Origin of the sequence: Halobacillus sp. Nhm2S1 (assembly GCF_019599545.1) — a bacterium.
GTDB lineage: Bacteria > Bacillota > Bacilli > Bacillales > Halobacillaceae > Halobacillus.
On record NZ_JAIEZV010000001.1, the window covers coordinates 66,059 to 84,862 of the forward strand.

Annotated in this window: 17 protein-coding genes; 10 read left to right on the forward strand and 7 right to left on the reverse strand. The window is 45.6% G+C overall.

The window, feature by feature from the left end:
* Nucleotides 1-98: 98 nt before the first annotated feature.
* The 5 genes from K2225_RS00330 (at nt 99) to K2225_RS00350 (ending at nt 5,019) form a co-directional block, all read left to right on the forward strand.
* Nucleotides 99-518 carry a hypothetical protein gene (locus K2225_RS00330; protein ID WP_220583001.1) on the forward strand — a complete coding sequence of 140 codons (420 nt, stop codon included), beginning with the start codon at nt 99-101 and terminating at the stop codon, nt 516-518.
* Nucleotides 519-736: 218 nt separating this feature from the next.
* Nucleotides 737-2,212 (forward strand): UDP-N-acetylmuramoyl-L-alanyl-D-glutamate--2,6-diaminopimelate ligase, encoded by a 1,476-nt coding sequence (locus K2225_RS00335; protein ID WP_220583002.1) that lies wholly within the window; start codon nt 737-739, stop codon nt 2,210-2,212.
* 172 nt (nt 2,213-2,384) lie between these two features.
* Nucleotides 2,385-2,933: a cysteine hydrolase family protein gene (locus K2225_RS00340; protein WP_220583003.1), complete on the forward strand. Its 549-nt coding sequence runs from the start codon at nt 2,385-2,387 to the stop codon at nt 2,931-2,933.
* Between the two features lie 104 nt (nt 2,934-3,037).
* Nucleotides 3,038-4,096, forward strand: a complete 1,059-nt coding sequence (locus tag K2225_RS00345) for an NAD(P)H-dependent flavin oxidoreductase (protein WP_220583004.1) — start codon at nt 3,038-3,040, stop codon at nt 4,094-4,096.
* Between the two features lie 158 nt (nt 4,097-4,254).
* Entirely contained in the window at nt 4,255-5,019 is a 765-nt protein-coding gene (locus tag K2225_RS00350) for an alpha/beta hydrolase (protein ID WP_220583005.1), read from the forward strand.
* Nucleotides 5,020-5,097: 78 nt separating this feature from the next.
* On the opposite strand, the gene K2225_RS00355 is transcribed toward K2225_RS00350, so the two are convergent.
* The gene (locus tag K2225_RS00355; protein WP_220583006.1) at nt 5,098-5,283 is read right to left on the reverse strand and encodes a hypothetical protein; all 186 of its coding nucleotides are present in this window, start codon (nt 5,281-5,283) and stop codon (nt 5,098-5,100) included.
* 104 nt (nt 5,284-5,387) lie between these two features.
* Here K2225_RS00355 and K2225_RS00360 point away from each other — a divergent pair, with 104 nt between their 5' ends.
* The 3 genes from K2225_RS00360 to K2225_RS00370 all read left to right on the forward strand — a co-directional run bounded on the left by K2225_RS00360 (nt 5,388) and on the right by K2225_RS00370 (nt 8,609).
* On the forward strand, nt 5,388-5,873 hold the full coding sequence (locus tag K2225_RS00360) for a DinB family protein (RefSeq protein WP_220583007.1): 486 nt from the start codon (nt 5,388-5,390) through the stop codon (nt 5,871-5,873).
* Nucleotides 5,874-6,102: 229 nt separating this feature from the next.
* Nucleotides 6,103-7,413, forward strand: coding sequence for a cytochrome P450 (locus tag K2225_RS00365; RefSeq protein WP_220583008.1), 1,311 nt, complete (start codon nt 6,103-6,105; stop codon nt 7,411-7,413).
* 89 nt (nt 7,414-7,502) lie between these two features.
* A complete protein-coding gene (locus tag K2225_RS00370; RefSeq protein ID WP_220583009.1) occupies nt 7,503-8,609 on the forward strand; it encodes an NAD(P)/FAD-dependent oxidoreductase in 1,107 nt (368 codons plus the stop codon).
* A 65-nt stretch (nt 8,610-8,674) separates the two neighbouring features.
* Here K2225_RS00370 and K2225_RS00375 read toward each other — a convergent pair whose 3' ends face one another.
* The 3 genes from K2225_RS00375 to K2225_RS00385 form a co-directional block, all read right to left on the reverse strand.
* Nucleotides 8,675-10,126, reverse strand: coding sequence for an MDR family MFS transporter (locus K2225_RS00375; RefSeq protein WP_220583010.1), 1,452 nt, complete (start codon nt 10,124-10,126; stop codon nt 8,675-8,677).
* Between the two features lie 254 nt (nt 10,127-10,380).
* Nucleotides 10,381-11,673 (reverse strand): UDP-glucose dehydrogenase family protein, encoded by a 1,293-nt coding sequence (locus K2225_RS00380; protein ID WP_220583011.1) that lies wholly within the window; start codon nt 11,671-11,673, stop codon nt 10,381-10,383.
* An 18-nt stretch (nt 11,674-11,691) separates the two neighbouring features.
* Nucleotides 11,692-12,834, reverse strand: a complete 1,143-nt coding sequence (locus tag K2225_RS00385) for a glycosyltransferase family 4 protein (RefSeq protein ID WP_220583012.1) — start codon at nt 12,832-12,834, stop codon at nt 11,692-11,694.
* A 608-nt stretch (nt 12,835-13,442) separates the two neighbouring features.
* Here K2225_RS00385 and K2225_RS00390 point away from each other — a divergent pair.
* The gene (locus K2225_RS00390; RefSeq protein WP_220583013.1) at nt 13,443-13,973 is read left to right on the forward strand and encodes a DinB family protein; all 531 of its coding nucleotides are present in this window, start codon (nt 13,443-13,445) and stop codon (nt 13,971-13,973) included.
* Between the two features lie 101 nt (nt 13,974-14,074).
* Here the strand turns inward: K2225_RS00390 and K2225_RS00395 are convergent, their stop codons facing one another.
* Nucleotides 14,075-14,395 (reverse strand): putative quinol monooxygenase, encoded by a 321-nt coding sequence (locus tag K2225_RS00395; RefSeq protein WP_220583014.1) that lies wholly within the window; start codon nt 14,393-14,395, stop codon nt 14,075-14,077.
* Nucleotides 14,396-14,578: 183 nt separating this feature from the next.
* Nucleotides 14,579-16,360 carry a M3 family oligoendopeptidase gene (locus tag K2225_RS00400; RefSeq protein WP_220583015.1) on the reverse strand — a complete coding sequence of 594 codons (1,782 nt, stop codon included), beginning with the start codon at nt 16,358-16,360 and terminating at the stop codon, nt 14,579-14,581.
* 334 nt (nt 16,361-16,694) lie between these two features.
* Between K2225_RS00400 and K2225_RS00405 the strand changes: the two genes are divergently transcribed.
* Nucleotides 16,695-17,750: a dipeptidase gene (locus K2225_RS00405; protein ID WP_220583016.1), complete on the forward strand. Its 1,056-nt coding sequence runs from the start codon at nt 16,695-16,697 to the stop codon at nt 17,748-17,750.
* A 75-nt stretch (nt 17,751-17,825) separates the two neighbouring features.
* Here the strand turns inward: K2225_RS00405 and K2225_RS00410 are convergent, their stop codons facing one another.
* Nucleotides 17,826-18,749 carry an aldo/keto reductase gene (locus K2225_RS00410; RefSeq protein ID WP_220583017.1) on the reverse strand — a complete coding sequence of 308 codons (924 nt, stop codon included), beginning with the start codon at nt 18,747-18,749 and terminating at the stop codon, nt 17,826-17,828.
* Nucleotides 18,750-18,804: the final 55 nt, after the last annotated feature.

Consider the following 18,804-nt stretch of genomic DNA (forward strand, 5'->3'; position numbering starts at 1 on the left):
TGTTTCATTTACTTACATTATGGGATGTTCTAATGGATTCCATGCACTTTTCCATATTCATAAGGGAGGATTTCCATGTATGAGGCGAGCTCACCGCGTTGGGTTGTAGCTTTCTTCGTCCCGTTTTTGATATCAGACCTGCTGGGGCAGGAAATCAGTATATTCACGTTTGGGACTTTTTTATTGTTGTGCTTGTCCTTGGTCTTTCGTATCAGTTAAAGGTCGACCAGATGATCGAGTACCGTGTATGCTTTTTCAATTTGAAAGAATCAGAACAAAGGTTACAACCTGCAGACATACATAAGATCGTTTTCAAGGATGCCGGCTGGGGCAGGCCTGCAGGATCGGTGATAAAAAAGAAAGGATTCCCTCTTCGTGTGGTGAAATTCGACTCGGTTAAAGCCTTAGCCGACCTTGAAAGCTTTGCTGAGCGTTACCATATCAAAATAGTGGAAAAGAAGTACTACCGAACGGTTTACGAGAGGAAAAAGAGTAAAGAAAAGAAACGCGCTTCATAATGAGTATAGAGGGGATGCTCATAAAGAAATCCCTGATAGCGGCATACGGAGGAGCTTAAGCTTACCTTGATTTTTTTGAGAGTGTAAAGCTGATTTCCATATTATTGCCGGGAATATTAAGATTCATTTACATCTCTTGGACAATCCCCCTCTACTCGTGTATTTTCCATTAAAATAGGGCATGCAACACGTAACACACATCAAAGGAGATACCGACGATGAACGTTGAACAGATCATAAAACTACTTAACCAACAAACGAAAAAGAATATAGAAGCTGATTCGCTCATCACCGGTGTCACAGACGACTCGCGGGATGTTGAGGAAGGATATGTCTTCGTAGCGGTAAGAGGCTACCAAGTTGACGGACATGATTTTATCGAAGAAGCCATCCAAAAAGGGGCCGCTGTCGTTGTCACCGAAGATGAGGTGGAGCACGAAGGAGCGGTATGCCTGCAAACGGAAAACAGCAGGAAAGCGCTGGGGCAGATTGCGGCTGCTTTTTATGGCCATCCTTCTGAAGATAAAATCGTGATTGGTGTGACAGGAACGAACGGGAAAACGACTACATCCCACATGATTAAACACTTATGTGAAAAGAATGGTTATTCCTGCGGGATGTTCGGGACCATCGATTATGTAGTGAATGACAAAGTCGTACCCGGCATTCAGACGACACCGAGTGCTCCTTTGCTGCAAAAGCTTCTCTATGAAAGCAAGGATGATGTGGTCGTGATGGAGGTCTCTTCTCATGGCCTGGCTCAGTACCGCCTTGAAGGAGTAACGTTCGACTATGCGGTATTTACCAATTTATATAAAGATCACCTGGATTATCATGACTCGATGGAATCGTATTTCGAAGCAAAATCAAAACTGTTCCATATGTTGAAACCCGGCGGCAAATCTGTCATAAACACAGATGATTCCTGGGGTGAAAAACTTGCACACCTTTTGGAAGAAAAGGGCACGTCCGTATGTAAGGTCGGCCACCATTTGGATCATGAGATCGTTCTGAAGGATATCGATACCGATGATTTTACTGCCTGTATTCATTACGACGGAGAAGACAGGAAAGTAACTTCCCCGCTCAAAGGTACTCACAACGTCTACAACACCTTGGAGGCGTTCGCTGTAGGTCTTCAGCTCGGAATTTCATTTTCTGACATGGAAAAGGCGATGACTTCCTTGCCTGGTATCCGCGGCCGTTTCGAGCTCATTGAATTTGAAGATGGACCTACCGTCGTCGTCGATTATGCTCATACCGCCGACAGCATTGAACATGTGCTGGATACAGCTAGACAACAAGGGGCCGCGTCCCTCACGCATGTCTTCGGTTTTCGCGGGGACAGGGATATTTCAAAAAGGGGAGAAATGATCGGCGCTTCCGCTATAAGAGCGGACCATTATATCCTCACGCTTGATGACTTGAATACGGCTACGTTTGATGGAATGGTATCTACGCTTGAAGACTTGCAGAAAGAATTCGGCGACTCCTCGGGGAGAATTATCCCGGACCGGACGCTCGCGATCGAAGAGGCGATCATGAACAGTGGAACAGAGGATTGGGTGGTCATCACTGGTAAAGGCCACGAGAGCTATCAGCAGAAGTACCATTATCCTGTGAATTCGGACAAGGAAATGGTAGAAGATATGAAACAGAAGTTGAAATCAGTGAAAAAAGACATGATGGCATGAACCTGCTTTTAAAGGCAGGTTCTTTTTTTGCTTTCCTGAAAGAACATGAACACTGAAATGGTCTGTCCTCAGTCATTGTTGAGACGAATGTTTATCATCCCTACATTCCATGCAGGAACTCTGGACTCTATTAGAGAAAGGTAGGAGAGACAATGAAAAAGGATGTGGGCGAATGGGGAAAGAAGTATTGATCGTCATTGATGTGCAAAAGGCTGTCATGGAAAACGCGTATCGGTGTGAAGAGAAGATCACCAATATGAATCGAGCGATCCACCGGGCGAGAGAAAAACAGATTCCAGTGGTCTACGTTCAACATGAATATCCGGAAGGTCCAATGAAACGAGGAGAAGATGGCTGGCAGCTGCACCCTGACCTGGAGAGGCCGTTGGAGCAGGATGCCGTCATTTTCAAAACGGTTCCCAATGCATTTGTGAATACTTTCCTTAAGAAGACCCTGGATAAAGTAGATGCGGATTATCTCTTCATCTGTGGGGCGCAGACGGATTATTGTGTCGACTCTACTTCCCGGGGGGCCTTTGATCATGGGTACCGTGTTACTCTGATATCGGATGCTCATACGACTTGTGCGAACGAGCATTTGACAGCGGCTCAGATCATTGAACACACGCAATATACGTTGACGAACTTTTGGAGTGAAACGGCAACGATTGATTTGAAGACTTCCCATGAGCTTGGGTGGGAGAAAGTGAAAGAAAGATGAAAAACAGTCATGATTTCCAACGATGACTGTTTTTTATCGCTTTGTGACGATAGGTGCAAAAGTGGTTCAAGGGTAGAATTCTACTTTGGAAAGGAGTTACATCCATGTGCAAGCGTCATTCAGTCTGTGATCAGCTGAACATTGATTACCCGGTCATTCCGGCCGGCATGGCCGGGGGAGTGACCACACCGGCGCTCGTCTCAGCGGTTTCGAATGCGGGAGGATTAGGGAATTTGGGGGCAGGTTATATGTCTCCCGAAGCTATGGTACATACAATCAAGGAAATCAAAAAATCCACAAGTCGAACGTTTGGTGTAAACGTTTTTGTCCCTCAATATCCTCAGGCGACAGACGAAGAAATAGCCTATGCCAACAAGTGGTTGGAACCTTACCGCTCCGAGCTAGGAATCGAATTAACACCCACACCGAAGCAGGACACTTCTATTTTTGACAAACAAGTCGAAGCACTGATGAGGGAACAAGTCCCCGTTATCAGTTTCACATTCGGGGTGCCTCCGCGTGAAATGATCAATGATTTGAAAAAAACTGGAGTGGTTGTGATCGGAACGGCTACCACGGTAGAAGAAGCGATCATCAATGAAGAACAAGGAATGGATATGGTTGTTGCACAAGGGAGTGAAGCGGGCGGTCATAGAGGAACATTTTCCGGTTCCTTCAATCAAGCTATGATCGGAACGATGTCGCTCGTGCCTCAGGTGACTGATCATGTGGATATCCCGGTCATCGCTGCCGGAGGTATTATGGATGGCCGAGGAGTTAAAGCGGCTCTCGCCTTAGGGGCTCAAGCCGCACAGTTGGGGACGGCCTTTGTCACTTGTCTGGAGAGTGGCGCGAAAGCTCAACATAAAGATGCGATTTTGAAAACAAAGGAAACGGACACCGTTGTTACCTCTGTTTTCAGCGGTAAACCAGCAAGAGGCATTCGGAATACTTTTATCGAGGAAATGGAAAAAGGGGCAGGACATAATCTTTTAGCTTATCCTCTACAAAATATGCTGACGAAAGAGATACGTAAGGAAGCAGCCAGCCAAAACCGCCCCGGATATATGTCACTTTGGTCAGGGCAAAGCCCCAGGTTGAGCACCAGGCAATCCGCTTCCTCTATTGTGGAGTCGATTGTTTCGTATGTAGATAGTAAATAGTAAAGCGTCTTGAAAATGACTCCATCCACATTCGTTTGAAACGTGAACGGTGTAGTAATAAGTAGAGGCAGCAATTGAATCTCCTTCATACATGAAAATCATGGAAAACTAGAAAGGGGAAATGGTTGGATAAGAATTCCGAATGGCGGAGGGACGACATGCTTGAAACATTTGACGTTTATATGACGGCGTTCAAAGAAAAGAGAAAGATAAGCGTTTACCTGCCAAAGCGATACAAACCTGATGATCAAAAACGCTACCCGGTCATCTATATGCATGATGGTCAGAACGTTTTTCGGGACTCTGAGGCGATCGGGGGCCATTCATTATCACTTGAAGAATATTTAGATAAGAATCATATAGAGGTGATTGTTGTTGCGATCGATCAGAACTCTGAAGAAAGAGTGAATGAATACTGTCCTTGGGTGAATGGGGATTACAGTGAACAGATGCTGGGCTATCCATGCGATTTAGGAGGCAGGGGTGACCTGTATATTGATTTTGTTACAAAAGAACTGAAACCTCAAATTGATCGTCGATACAAGACCATAAAAGAAAACACATCAATGGTTGGTATATCTTTAGGTGGGCTGATTTCTGTTTATGCCGCCTGCAAATATCCACATATTTATAAAAATGTCATAGGTTTATCTTCAGCTTTTTGGCGCAACCAAGAACAAATCGAAGAGCTTATCAGAGATTCTGACCTTTCATCGATTCATAACCTATATTTGGACTGGGGAGACCAAGAGGTAGAAGATGAAGAGATGAACAGGAAATTTCACCGTTCGAATGAGAGAGTCGTCCGTTTATTGAAAGAAAAGGTACCCTACATGACATGTTCAGTAATCGCAGGCGGTAGACACCATTATACGTCGTTTAAAAGCAGGGTACCTCAAATATTCTCTTGTATTAGCCTATAAAGAGTGATCGAATAGGAGTCTTCAGGAAGCGTAACGGTTGTTCAGTAGGAGCTATCGCTACTTATAAAACAGGGAAAATCAATCTTCCCGCTTTTTCCACTTCCACCCATTCGTAATGACTCCGACCAAGCCGGTAATCGTAAGTATGTAGGCTGCAAAAAGTGGTACATCCTGAAGTTCTGCCGTAAATAATCGGAATATGCCGACCATGAATATTAAAAAGCTGCTGATCAATGCAATCCCTATTTTCATCTCTTGATTCATGGATTTCCTCCCTTTCTTTCCATACTAGATTAACATATTTACTTGTCAGGGTTCATGCTATAGTAGAGGTGGTTGATTTTTCTGATAGAAAGGGGTGCTGGTTGATGAAAGAAGAAAGTCTATTTCAACAGATGCGTTTTGTAAGGAAAAGGAGTCTGGCATCGCTTGATGCGACGACAGAAGAGGTAGCGGATGCGAAACCGGAGGGTTTTCTGAATAACATCCGTTGGAACTTCGGTCATATTTTCGTTTCCCAGGAAAACCTGCTCGCCAGGTTTACAGGGGAAGAAGCCCATATGCCAGAAGGGTATATCCAACTATTCCATGGAGGTACCTCACCAGACGAATGGCCGGAAGAAGTCCCTCGTTTGGCTGACCTTCGAAAAGAACTGGAGTCTCAAACCGAGCGTTTGATCCAAACGTATGGGGGACGCTTATCAGAAGAAGGGGAAAAGCCATTCGACCTCGGCGGGGGAATCGTTTTTCGGACGTTGGATGAAGTGTTGAATTTCACAATCTGGCACGAAGGGCTGCATCAAGGGACGATATCCGCCTTAAAAAGGTCCCAAGGTGTCGAAAACTTATTTTAAATACATAACAAAAACATCCCCTGAAAAGCCGATGGAACCTTCCATCGGCTTTTCCTATCCCACCCTGCAGCCCGATCCACCTCATACAAACATCTCGAAACGGAGTACTCCACAATCCTGCCATATGGCTGAATCCGTTTACAATGAAAGTTTCCTATCTTTCTTAAAGGAATGAATAAAATGAGGTGGGCTCTAGTACCCTCTAATAGAAGGTTGAAGGGGGTACGTTATGTATAAATGGAAGAGTCGTTCACCACTTGGTCAACTGCCGGCATTCAAAAAAGATCCACTGGCATTCCTTATGGAAATGGAAGAGACACAGAAGCCGGTGACAAGATTCAGGTTTGCTCATCGATCGGTTTTCATGTTGATGCATCCCGCTCTGATTCAAGAAGTACTTGTGAGAAAAGCGGACTCCTTTTACAAATCCAAACCTTTTCAGGAGTTGGAACCACTCCTTGGAAAAGGTCTGTTGTTGAGTGAAGGCAAACTTCATAAACAACAGCGTCGCAAACTACAGCCTTTCTTTACTCCGAAACATATTCAGCGCTATTGTGACACGATGGGGAGAGTCGTTACGGATCATACCACTCTCTGGAAGGAAGGAGAACGCTTGATTTCTGAAGATATCAGAAGTCTTACGCTCCAGATCATCACAGAGACGATGTTCGGTACAGAAGTGAGAGCAGACCATGACCAAGTGGGACAACAACTCGATACCGCCATGGAAATCGCCACGGAGAGGATCCGTAGTGTGTTTAAATCGCCCCGCTCTTGGAAGACGGTTCGTAACAAGTTGTTCGATGATGCGGTCGAAAAACTGGATGAGGTGGTCTATGCCATCATTGATCAGGATCAGGGAAATCAAGAGCACCTTCTCGGGGTCTTAAAGGACGCTGAAGATGCTCATGGGAATAAAATGAATGCCAGGCAACTCCGTGATGAAGTGATGACTGTGTTTCTGGCCGGACATGAAACGACAGCGTCGGCGGTTACATGGACGTTCCACTTGCTCATGGAGCACCCCGATTGTTACAAAAAAGTGGAGAGTGAAATCGACCACATCCTTTCAAGCGATACTCCTTCCGTGGAGGAAACGGGAAATCTGTTGTACACAAAAAAAGTAATCCTCGAAAGCATGCGCTTGTATCCTCCGGCATGGATGTTTGGCAGACGTGCCAAAGAAGATGTGAATATTGGATCCACGTTCATTAAAAAAGGGGCCACGGTGATGATCAGTCCTTATTTGATGCATCGGCACCGGAGGTATATCGATTATCCAGAGGAATTCCTCCCTGAACGCTTTGAGGATGGACGTCTGCTTGGCGGCCCTGACTATTTGTATCTGCCATTCGGTGGTGGAGCCCGTGTGTGTATTGGTCAGCACTTTGCGATGCTTGAGATGCTCGTCATTCTCTCGTCCCTCATCAAGGCGTTCGAGTTCGCTCCTTCTTCTGAAGCTTTCCCTGTCAAGCCTGAGCCATTAGTCACGCTTAGAATGAAGCATGGCCTGAAACTTCACCTATCCAAAAAAGGGTGAAGGATGGCTGAGTCTTTATTTTCTGTACCCTGTCTCTTCGTTCATGTACAATAACAACAGATGAAATGACAGGGATTGAAGGTGTGACTATGAAAACAATCATTATTGGAGCAGGAATCGTAGGGGCGTCGACGGCGTACCATCTGGCGAAAAAAGGGGAAGAAGTGATCGTCATCGACCGGAACGATCCGGAACAGGCGACGCGTAATGCCGCTGGGATCGTGTGCCCATGGCTGACGAACCGAAGCAATAAAGTGTGGTATCCTCTCGTCACTGGCGGCGCTAAATATTACCCTGCTTTAATGGAGGAGCTTGCTGAAGCCGGCGAAACACAAACCGGATATAAACGAGTGGGAGCCATCAATATCTTCGATACGGAAGAAAAATTAGAGAAGAAACGTCGGGTAGCTCTCGAAAGAAAAGAGCAGGCTCCGGAAATGGGGGAGATCTCCTGCCTTTCCCCTGAAGAGACGAAGGAGATGTTCCCGCCTGTAGCAGAACATTACCGGGCCCTTCATATCTCAGGGGGAGCGCGAGTGAACGGGGCGGAAGTGACCTCATCCTTATTAAGGGCAGCGAAAAAAAGCGGAGCGACATTTATTAACGGAGATGCTTCTTTTTATTATGAAGACAAGCGAATAAAAGGTGTCTACGTAAATGGGGAGAACATCTTTTCTGATCGGGTTGTTGTTGCGAACGGGGCATGGACGAAGCCGTTGTTTGAACCGATCGGCATGAGACCGAATGTCACTTTTGAAAAAGCGCAAATCGTTCATGTAGATATGGAGGACTACGATACGGAAAATTGGCCTGTGATGCTGCCCCCGTTCAACCACTATATTCTCACTTTCGGAAAAGGCCGGATCGTCATCGGCGCAACGAAAGAGAAAACGGCGGACTCAAGAGTCACGGCAGGTTCTGTCCACCAGTTGATGGATAAAGCTCTTCGCGTAGCTCCTGGTCTTGTGGAGGCCACTTATGTCAAAACGAACGTCGGATTCCGGCCTTTCACCCCGGGATCAACACCCGTCATTGGAAAAGTACCTGGTCAAGAAAACGTCGTGGTCGCTAATGGTTTAGGTGCATCTGGACTGACAAGCGGTCCTTATATTGGATCTGAGCTTGCCAAGTATTTGTTGGATGAAGAGACCGAACTCGATTTTACCAACTATACGGCGGATCATTTATTCGAATAAACACAAAAAAGGTTCCCTCTTCGGATGAGGGAACCTTTTTTGTTCTGCTTCACGCGCACGACGTGCTAGTAGTTTTCTGCTTTTTGATCGTCGAATGTTGTTTCAGGTTCACTGACTTGCTCTTCATCAGGCGGATAGGTGCGCTTGACGAAGAGAGCGAGAACAAGACCGGCAAGGGACAATGCTGTGACGATGAAGAAGGCGATATTCACTCCATAAATCGAAGGGTGATCGATGGATGGATTGCTCTCGGCAGATTGAGCGGTTGTCGTCATTACCGTAACAAGAATCGCTGTTCCGACGGAGGCGGCTACCATCCGCATTGTATTGCTCATCGCAGCCCCGTGGGGGATGAGTTTCTTAGGCAATTGATTCAGTCCTGCCGTGGTCACTGGCATCATGACCATGGATAACCCAAACATGCGGATGGCATATAAAACAGTGATCGCCGTGAAGGTGGTCTCGATATTCAAAAATGAAAAGGCGAGGGATGCGCCTGTGATAATTGTGAGTCCGACAACAGCGAGCAGACGTGCTCCGATTTTATCAAATATACGGCCGGTGATCGGGGACATGAATGCTGTGATGACCGCTCCCGGGAGCAAGGCGAGACCGGACTCGAAAGCGGAAAAATCACGCATATCCTGCATGTATAAAGGAATCAACGTTTCTGCACCAATCAATCCTAAGAAGGTAATCATGGCGATGACGGTCGTGATCGCAAAGACCGGATACTTGAAGACACGAAACTCAAGCATCGGGTGGTGCATCCGTAACTGCCTTGTAATGAACAACGTCAAAGTTACGACACCAATGAGTAGGACGGTTACTGTGTCAATGCTTGTCCATCCCTGGTTTCCAGCAAGAGTGAAACCATATAAAAGCCCTCCGAAACCGATGGACGAAAGGATGATAGAAACCGGATCGACCTTAGGGTAGGATAGCTCGGTTACATTTTTCAGTATGAAGTAGGCGAGAATAATAATTAAAATGGCTAAGGGTAAAATCATCCAGAATAAATACCTCCACGTGTAGGCCGAGGTAATGTAACCGCTGAGCGCAGGTCCGATTGCTGGTGCAAATGAAATGACAAGTCCGATGTATCCCATGGCGGCCCCTCGTTTATGGACGGGGAAAATCATGAGAAAGACGGTTTGCATCAAAGGAAGCATCACACCTGCTCCAGCAGACTGGACGACTCTACCTAAAAGGAGGAGGGGAAAATTTAATGCCAGCCCGCCAAGGATCGTACCGAAAGCGAAGACACTCATAGCCGAGATGAAAAGCTGTCTCGTTGTAAATCGTTCAATAAGAAAAGCACTGACCGGGATCATCACACCGTTCACGAGCATGAAAACAGTGGTCAGCCACTGAGCTGAGTTCGCCGTCACATTCATCTCATCCATGATGGGAGGAATGGCTGTAATCATCAGGGTTTGATTTAATATCGTGATAAAGGAACCAGCGAGTAACAGGGCTGCCATCAGCACTTTATTGGTGCCTTTGGATGTTGTCATAATGTCGTCCTCCTATGAATCAACTAATATATCATTATACTCCTCGCTATGTTGGAAGGACAACTCATCCAACTCAGTTTACTAGTCCATTATTATGTAAACTATAATGCTGTTTTTCGAGAGGATATCACAGACAGGCTTACTTTTCTTGGAAAAAGCAAGTACGGTACAAACGAAAACTGGGGAACATCCATGACATGACACATTCATGGATGTTCCCCAGTTTTTGTTACGATGAACTACAAGCTTTTTTTCTATTCCAGTCCCTTATACGGCTTGCGTCCAATGGAATGGTACTCGATGTTTCTTCCTTGAAAGGCCTCCTGTGCATAACAATTACGTCCATCAAATAGGACAGGTTCTTTCATGGTATTCTCGTACACTTCTAAAGGTAAGTCACTGATGGACGGCCAATCTGTGCAGATCATGGCAAAGTCAGCACCTGTTAACACTTCATGGATGGTATCACTGACGGGACAGAGGGGGAGGGTTTTCACGACCGGGTCATAGCCAATTGGATCGGCCTCAAGCTCATGAAGTCGCTTGATCAGTGAAAGAGCAGGAGATTGACGGATATCGTCGGTATTCGGTTTGAAAGCAAGTCCAAGTACCGCTACTCGTTTCCCTCTCAAGCATCCAAAGCGTTTCAAGGCTTTCTCTATCAAAAGATTCTTTTGCCTTTCATTGACATCGATGACCGCTGACAAGAGTCTGAAGGGGTGACCCGCTTCCTTTGCCACCTCTATCAAAGCCTTCGTATCCTTCGGAAAACAAGATCCTCCAAATCCGATTCCTGCCCGTAGGAATTGTTCCCCTATGCGTCTGTCCATTCCCATTCCCTGAGCCACCTGTTCGATATCAGCGCCTAACTTTTCGGTAAGGGAAGAGATTTCATTGATGAAGCTGATCTTTGTCGCCAAAAAAGCATTGGAAGCATATTTGATCATTTCCGCACTTAATGGGTCCGTCTGCAATATGGGTGTTTTCATTTTGCTGTAGATCTCTACAAGAATTTGTCCTGCTTCCGCGTCTGAATGGCCAATGACAATACGGTCACCATAAAAGAAATCATGAAGAGCGGACCCTTCCCTAAGAAATTCCGGATTTGACACGACTTGGAATGTTCGTCCGGAAATGGCCTGCATCCATGAACGGACGGCTTGGTTGGTTCCTGGTGGGACTGTACTTTTGATGATGACTAACGTTCCATCGTTCATATAGGGGGATAGATTTTCAACAGCGTTCTTTACATAGGAAAGATCCGCCGACCCATCCTCGTTTTCCGGTGTTCCGACGGCGATGAAAATGGCTTCTGCCCGTTCAACGGCTTCTCGCAGGACGGTAGTGAAATGGAGTCGTTTTTCAAGAATGTTGGATTGCATCAATGGAGAGAGGCCAGGCTCATGGAGAGGACAATGTCCATCTTGTAAGGAAGATATTCTTTTTTCATCCTTATCCATGCAAGTGACTTCATGACCGAGACTTGCAAGACAGGTTCCAGTGACCAGACCGACGTAACCAGTACCGATGACCGCAATTTTTCTCATATTCATCTTCTCCTGTCCCTAGGCGAAGGAGGCGAGCTTAAGATCGCCGATCGCTTCTTTATAATCGTTGAGCAGTTGTTCGAAAATTTCATCCCATGATCTCCTGAGGGCCTCCTGCCGCGCCAGACCCTCCATGGAAGCCAGTTTATGCGGATCAGAAAGGAGATCTACAATTCCCTGAGTAAAAGAGAGAGGGTCATGCGGTGTACATAACAAGCCTGTCTTTTCATGGCTGACAATCTCTTTTACACCACCGGCGTTCGCCGCAACTACAGGTGTTCCTGAGGATAGGGATTCAAGGACGACGTTCCCGAATGTTTCTGTCGCTGAAGGAAAAACGAATAACGTAGAAGAGGCGTAAATACGAGCAAGCCTTTCTCCTTCCTGATAGCCTGTGAACGTCATGTTCTTCGGGGCTTTCGCTTGAAGATCATCCCGTAAAGGACCATCGCCTACGATGAGCCAGTGAATGTTTTTATTCATGTCCTCGGGGAGGGTTTTGGCCACGTTCATGAGGGTGTCAAGCCCCTTTTCCGGCGCTAGTCGTCCGACATAGGTTAATAGAATGGGGGCAACGATTTCAAAATGATTTCTCACGGTGTCATCATCATGTGCGGGGGAAAAAAGCTGATGGTCCACACCTCTCTGCCATAGGGTGATGTTAGGGAAACCGTGCTGCTCTAATTCACTTTTGGTATGAAGGGAAGGGACGAATGTTTTTTTGAAGGGCTGGTGAAACCATTGCATGTATTTCCAGACAAAAGGGGAGAGGAATGACAATTTATAATAGTCTAAATATTGATCGAAGTGCGTATGATAAGAACCCACGAGTGGAATGCCCATCTTCTTTCCGTAATGCAGCCCCGCGAGTCCGATGTTGAAAGGAGTGGCGATATGAATCAGGTCGGGCTGGAACGCGTCAAGGTCCCTTTTAATTTTCATTACATTCGGAAGGGCCAGCCGGCATTCCGGGTATAACCAGAAAGGGACGCTGTTAAATCTATGGATATGATTCACGTACTCCTCATTGCTCCGCACGTCAGGAGCATACACCCTGTAGGAGATGTGTTTCTTTTCGAGATATTCGGTCCACCGTTTCAACGTTCGAGCGACTCCATTGACCTGCGATACATACGTATCTGTGAAGATCGCCACTTTCATGTTCCATTCCCCCTTTTTAACCGAAGAGTGTTCCAGCCTTGTCCTTCGGTACTTATCTATTCGCTCAAAAAAGGGTTTATGCAGGAGGGAGACGAATGGAACACAACTTTACATAAAGTTGACAAAAGGAGGGAACGACAAAAAAACCTGCCTATGCAGGTTTTTGTCAGAAGAATATGGAGGCTGTTTCCGGGTTGGGTTTGAGAGTATGGCGATGGTTAGAAGAGAGATTCGTGGAAGGCTGTGTATAATTACGCTGATTTTTTTGTAAGAGAGTGTTGGCTTACGGCTTTTAAAAGGGTCATCTTGTCTTGGTTTGTCAACTTGTTCCAAATGCCCACTTTAATGTTCATCGTATGTTCCTCCTCAAAATTTAATGGGGCTAGCAAATGTTTGACGAACAGACCTCACCGCTTTGTTCATACTTAGCATATACCGTCATTTAATCAAGATTAAACAACAAAAATATCTACAAAATTCGAGTCTCTCAACGATTTGAAGAAGGTTCATTCATGAAAGTGTCGAATATGTATAAAGAGCCTGTAAAAAAACAAAGAAATCGGGCTCAAAATCTGAGAAATTGTAAAAAAGAAGAGGAGGAAGTTTTCATGATTTCTTATCAAGTTCAATCAGAAAAAGGTTTTTCTGAGAAAATCGGGGAACTCGTTTGTATGCTTGAACACGCACGTGCGGTGACGATCCAGGAAGTCGCGGATCTCACGCAGGATGAACTTGATGAGTGCGAAACCGGTGGAAACTCCATTGGTATGCTTCTCTCCCACATGGCAGCGATTGAGTTTGTCCATCAGATCATCAGTTTTGACGAGAGGGATTTAACGCCAGAGGAACAGGATGAATGGGGAGCGGCACTTGAACTGGGGGACAAGGCACGTGCGAAGTTCCGTGATATACCTGTGGACGACTATTTGGATCTTCTTGAGACGACGAGAGATACGACGCTTGAATACTTGAAAGAAAAGGACGATGATTGGCTGTTTGAGGAACGCTCCTGGCCGAACGGAGTAAAGTATAACCCTTACTACTTATGGTTCCACGTCATGGAAGATGAAATCAGCCACCGTGGACAGATCCGTGCCATGATCCGGTCGAAGAAACAGCGGAAAATCAGTAGTTTCTAACATAAAAAAGTAGTTTTATAAGAACATACTAAAATAGAACTTCCTTAACATAGGAAGTTCTATTTTTTAGGATGGAATCATGCATGTTCATACTCGTTCCCTCAATTCGAATCCTGCCCGATACCCTTTCCGCCTCTTGTTTGTAAGGTTTTTACTCTTTCCATTCCCGTTATGATTGGTTTTGCGCGACGAATTAACGTTTGGGTAGTTTCAAGAGTCAGAGAAGCTTGATGAGCCTCTTCGCTCTTCCACACTTCATAAACATAAACAGCATTTGGTTCACTTTCAGAAACATTGACGAGATAGATCTCGCATTCCTCAAGGTTTTTCATGGATTCAGCTGCTTCCAACAAAAGATTGACCATTGGATCACGTTCGCCTTCTTGAACAGTAAACTTACCGAACAAACTGAATTTGCTCATAATCGCCCTCCTTTTTTTATGACTTGTTCCATGTTCTACAACCGTACTCCAATCCCCTTTTATTTCCACAACTCTTACTAATAAAGGGACTACATACCATGAAAGAAAGAAACAGCCCCCTACCATTCGTAGCGGAGCCGCTTCTTTTTAACTCTCCAGTCTATTACGGGTAGAGTATTAGTTTTATGTTATATCGTTTTCTGTTCTCTTGAGGTAATCCTCAATGGCATCCTCCAAGGGGCGGAATGCCTCGTTCCAGAACGACTGCGTACTTAGGTCCTGACCGAGAAAAGCTGCGCACAGTTCATCCATCGGCAGATCTCCGGAACGACTCAACAAGTCATCGTACTTTTCAGGGAATGATGCAGGATGTTCTTTGTAGTGTGAGTACATGCCATTACTGAACAGATAACCGATGGTGTAAGGAATGTTATAAAAAGCTTTTTCGGTATCATAGAAATGAGGAATGCTCATCCAATTATAAGCATTCACCTGTTCCAGCTGGTTTCCGAACCAGTCCCGTTCTTTTGCTTCCATCAAATCGATCATCTCTGAAGAGGAGAGCTTTCCTTGTTTCCGTTTTTCATAAAAATCCTTTTCAAATTCAAATTTAGCTGGAATGAACGTAGTGTATTTCAGTCCGTTGATGATTTTCATTTCTAAGAGGGAGAGGGCGTCTTCTTCTGTTTTTGCATGATCAATCGCCGCGTCCAATACAAGGTTCTCTGCGAATGTGGATGCTGTTTCTGCAAGCCCTGTTCCTGCATGCTGGGCAAATCCGGGTTGTTCATGAAGCAACGTATTGTGATAAGCATGTCCAAGCTCGTGCGCCAAAGTCACGACATCCTGATACGTTCCGTGGAAAGAAAGGAGCACCCGGCTTTCTTTCGCATGCGGGAACGAGGCGCAAAAGGCACCGTGTCGCTTGTTTTCATATGGCTCCGCATCGATCCATCCGTCATGGAAAGCCTGCTTGGCAAAGTCTCCGAGTTTCTCACTATATCGAGAGAACTGTTTGATCACAATTTCCGTTGCCTCTTCATATGTAAGTGTTGTCTTAGCTGTGAAAGAAGGTGCATATAAATCATACCAGTCCGGTTTTGCAATGTGATCGATCTGGGCTTTTCTTTTCAGGAATTGATAGAAAAGATGCTTATGGTCGTGCAGTGCTTTCATCATGCTGTTGACAGAGGCTTCTGTAATTCTGTTCTGCTCATACATTTCTTTCAGGGGATTCGTCCAGCCTCTGAGCTCGTATAAATCATTTCTGAAACCGGCGAAGTGGTTAAAAATAAGAGCGAAACGGTCCTGATTTTGTTTGCAAACCTCAATGATGGACGCTGCAATGGAAGAGCGGACGGAACGATCCTCGGATAACATCGCCTTCATGAACGCCATATCAAACGACATTTCCGTTCGCTCACCATCTTCTTCCACAGGTACACGAAGGCGGGCGAATTCCTGCTCGTAAAGGTCTTCCCATCCTTCGAATCCATTCATGGACAATGTGTGGATGGCCTGTTCCAATTCGGGGGCTAATCGCTCTTTCATCTGTTTCCTCCGCTCCATTAAAGAAGTACGGATCCCGGCCAGTTCCTCTGCTTGGATCCATTCATGCCAGGAAGATTCATGGATGGCAGCGATATATTGGTCGAAGGTCAATAACAGAGTTTCCATTTTTGCTTTTAACCTTTGACTTTGATCCATAGAGTAGTGGCCGTTCCGATCCTGAACGTCTTCAGAGGATAGGCAGATGGCATATTCATCGATCGCAAAAACGTCAGAGTAAAGCTTTTGTACTTCTTCTACAATCAGTAGAAAATCCTTGAAGACTTCAGGGGTATTTGAGTTCTTTATCTGGTCATGTAGAGCTTCCATCTGTTCATTCTTCAGTTGCAGTTCATGCTCGAGTCCATCAGGAAAAAGACGCTCCAAGTCCCATTTTTTCATTACCGTATTCTTCATATCATTCCTCCTAAGGTTTTGATAGTATTAGTGTAATCGAATTTGGAAGAATCTTCATCATCCTCAAGACGGACTCCCGCTCCCATTCCTTATGCAGGAACGCTCTCAATGAATACTTGTCAAATCCATATATATTATTCGTAATTTAAGAGTAAGGCAGGATTGTGTAAGGGCTATATTGAGATAAACGAGGTTCGTTACCAATTATGTGAGTGTGGGGTGGTTGGAAAGCTGGTTATTCCCCGTAGCCCCCATCCACCCAGCAAAAGTTTCGGAATTGCGTCTTCCACAACCTTTATGGAGCAAAATGATGATTTTTAAGGAGGAGAAATAGATGAAAATGCCGTTCATAGATGGACATAATGATACGATGATGAACTATGAAAATGGGGTGAAGCCCTTTTTTACAGGAACGAAAGAAGGGCACATAGATTGGCCACGCGGCAACCGCTCGGGGCTTGCTGCGGGATTCTACGCCGTTTTCTGCCCGAACCCGGAAACCGATCCACTCCCTGTCGCCTACAAAACGGAAAAGGGTTATGAAAAACCGTTTCCACGAGAGTTGTCTTATGCCTATGCGTGTGCGTACACCTACAAGATGGTTGCACGCTTTTTAAAAATGGAAGCACAATCAGGTGGGAAATTCAAAGCAGCGCGGACAGTTGACGATCTAGAAAAGGCGATCGCGGGAGAATACATGGCAGGAATCCTACATATTGAAGGAGCCGAGGGCATTGATGAAGATTTGCATGCGCTTTCCGTCTTGTATGAAGCCGGATTGCGATCCGTTGGTCCCGTCTGGAGCAGGGCCAATGCATTCGGAGAGGGAGTTCCATACCGATTCCCTTCTTCTCCTGATACGGGACCAGGTCTTACAGAATATGGGAAAAATCTCGTGCGTGAGTGTAACCGATTAGGAATCATGATCGACCTTTCTCATTTGAATGAAAAAGGATTTTGGGATGTCGCCTCGATCAGTGATGCTCCGCTTGTAGCTACCCACTCCAATGCGCATCAAATCTGTCCGGTTACCAGAAACCTTACAGATCAACAAATCGATGCCATCGGAAAGTCGAACGGTCTGATCGGGGTCACCTACAGTATCAATCCCAATATGGTGACAGAAGATGGGGCGAATAACGAAGGGGCCTCTCTATCTGATATTACAAAACACATCCATTACATGATCGATCGTATTGGAATCGATCATGTCGCTTTAGGGTCGGATTTTGATGGCACCCGGGTACCGTCCGCTCTTAAAGATGTGACCGGTGTGCCGAAAGTACTTGAGCTGTTGAAAAAAGAAGGATTGGGCCGGGAAGATATCGAGAAGATCGCCTATAAAAATTGGCTTCGTGTACTAAAGGAAACATGGAAAGACGACCGTTGATCCCCGTTTCCTATAGAAAAAGACGAGAATGACCCTGGGGCAGGGAGTTCTCGTCTTTTGGTTTGTACTGCATGATTAGGCTCTATGTTTTTGATAGGTGATTCCTCTTGTTAAATCCTGCATTTTCTTGAAAGTCTGGTCCGTCAATGGAGGGGACTCAAGGTAGCGCAAGTTGTCGTTCAGCTGTTCCACAGAGCTTGCTCCGAAGACAGCGGTCGCGACGGCTGGATTTTGCAGGACATATTGAAGCGCGAGCGTTTCTGCTGTACTCTCGTTCGTGGTGAAGGATTGCCATTGCTTTGCGATTTCCAATACTTCATCCTGGCTGTACTCTAAAAATCCATTCTCTGCTTTTTCCCGGGCCTTTTCTTGACCTTTCGAAGATAACATCCCTTTTGCCAGCGGGCCCCTTGCCAGGACACTGATTTCATTGTCTGCAAGCAGATTGAGAATTTCCTCTTCCGGGCGGCGGTCAAGGGCATTGTACTGCATCATCACACTGACGATATTGGATTTTTCTACATACTCTTTGATGACATTCGGGCGGATGGAAGAGATGCCGTACTCTCTGATCAGTCCCTCTTGTTTAAGCTCTTCGAAAGCTTCAATGCTTTCCTCAATCGGGTCTTCAATGGTCCCGCCGTGCAGTTGATAAAGGTCGATATAATCGATACCCAGTCGTTTCAGGCTGTCTTTCACACCTTCTTTAATGTGTTCTTTGGAGGGGTCCCAGTGCCAGTCCTTTTCATCACGATTAAAGTTGTTGCCGACTTTCGTTCCGATTAATAATTCGTCCCTTTTTCCTTTGACCGCTTCTCCTACGATTTTTTCGTTTTCTCCAAAATCGTATAAATCGGCCGTATCTAAGTAATTGATGCCGGCATCGACGGCGCGGTCGATGATGTCTTTCGCTTTGTTATGATCCGTCCCGAGCGACATGCACCCAAGGCTGATTTCGGATACATATAAATCGGAAGATCCTAATTGACGTTTGTTCATGTCATCATCCTTTCCAAGTTAAGTGTAGCGGATTATTCCGGTTCCATGCCACTCC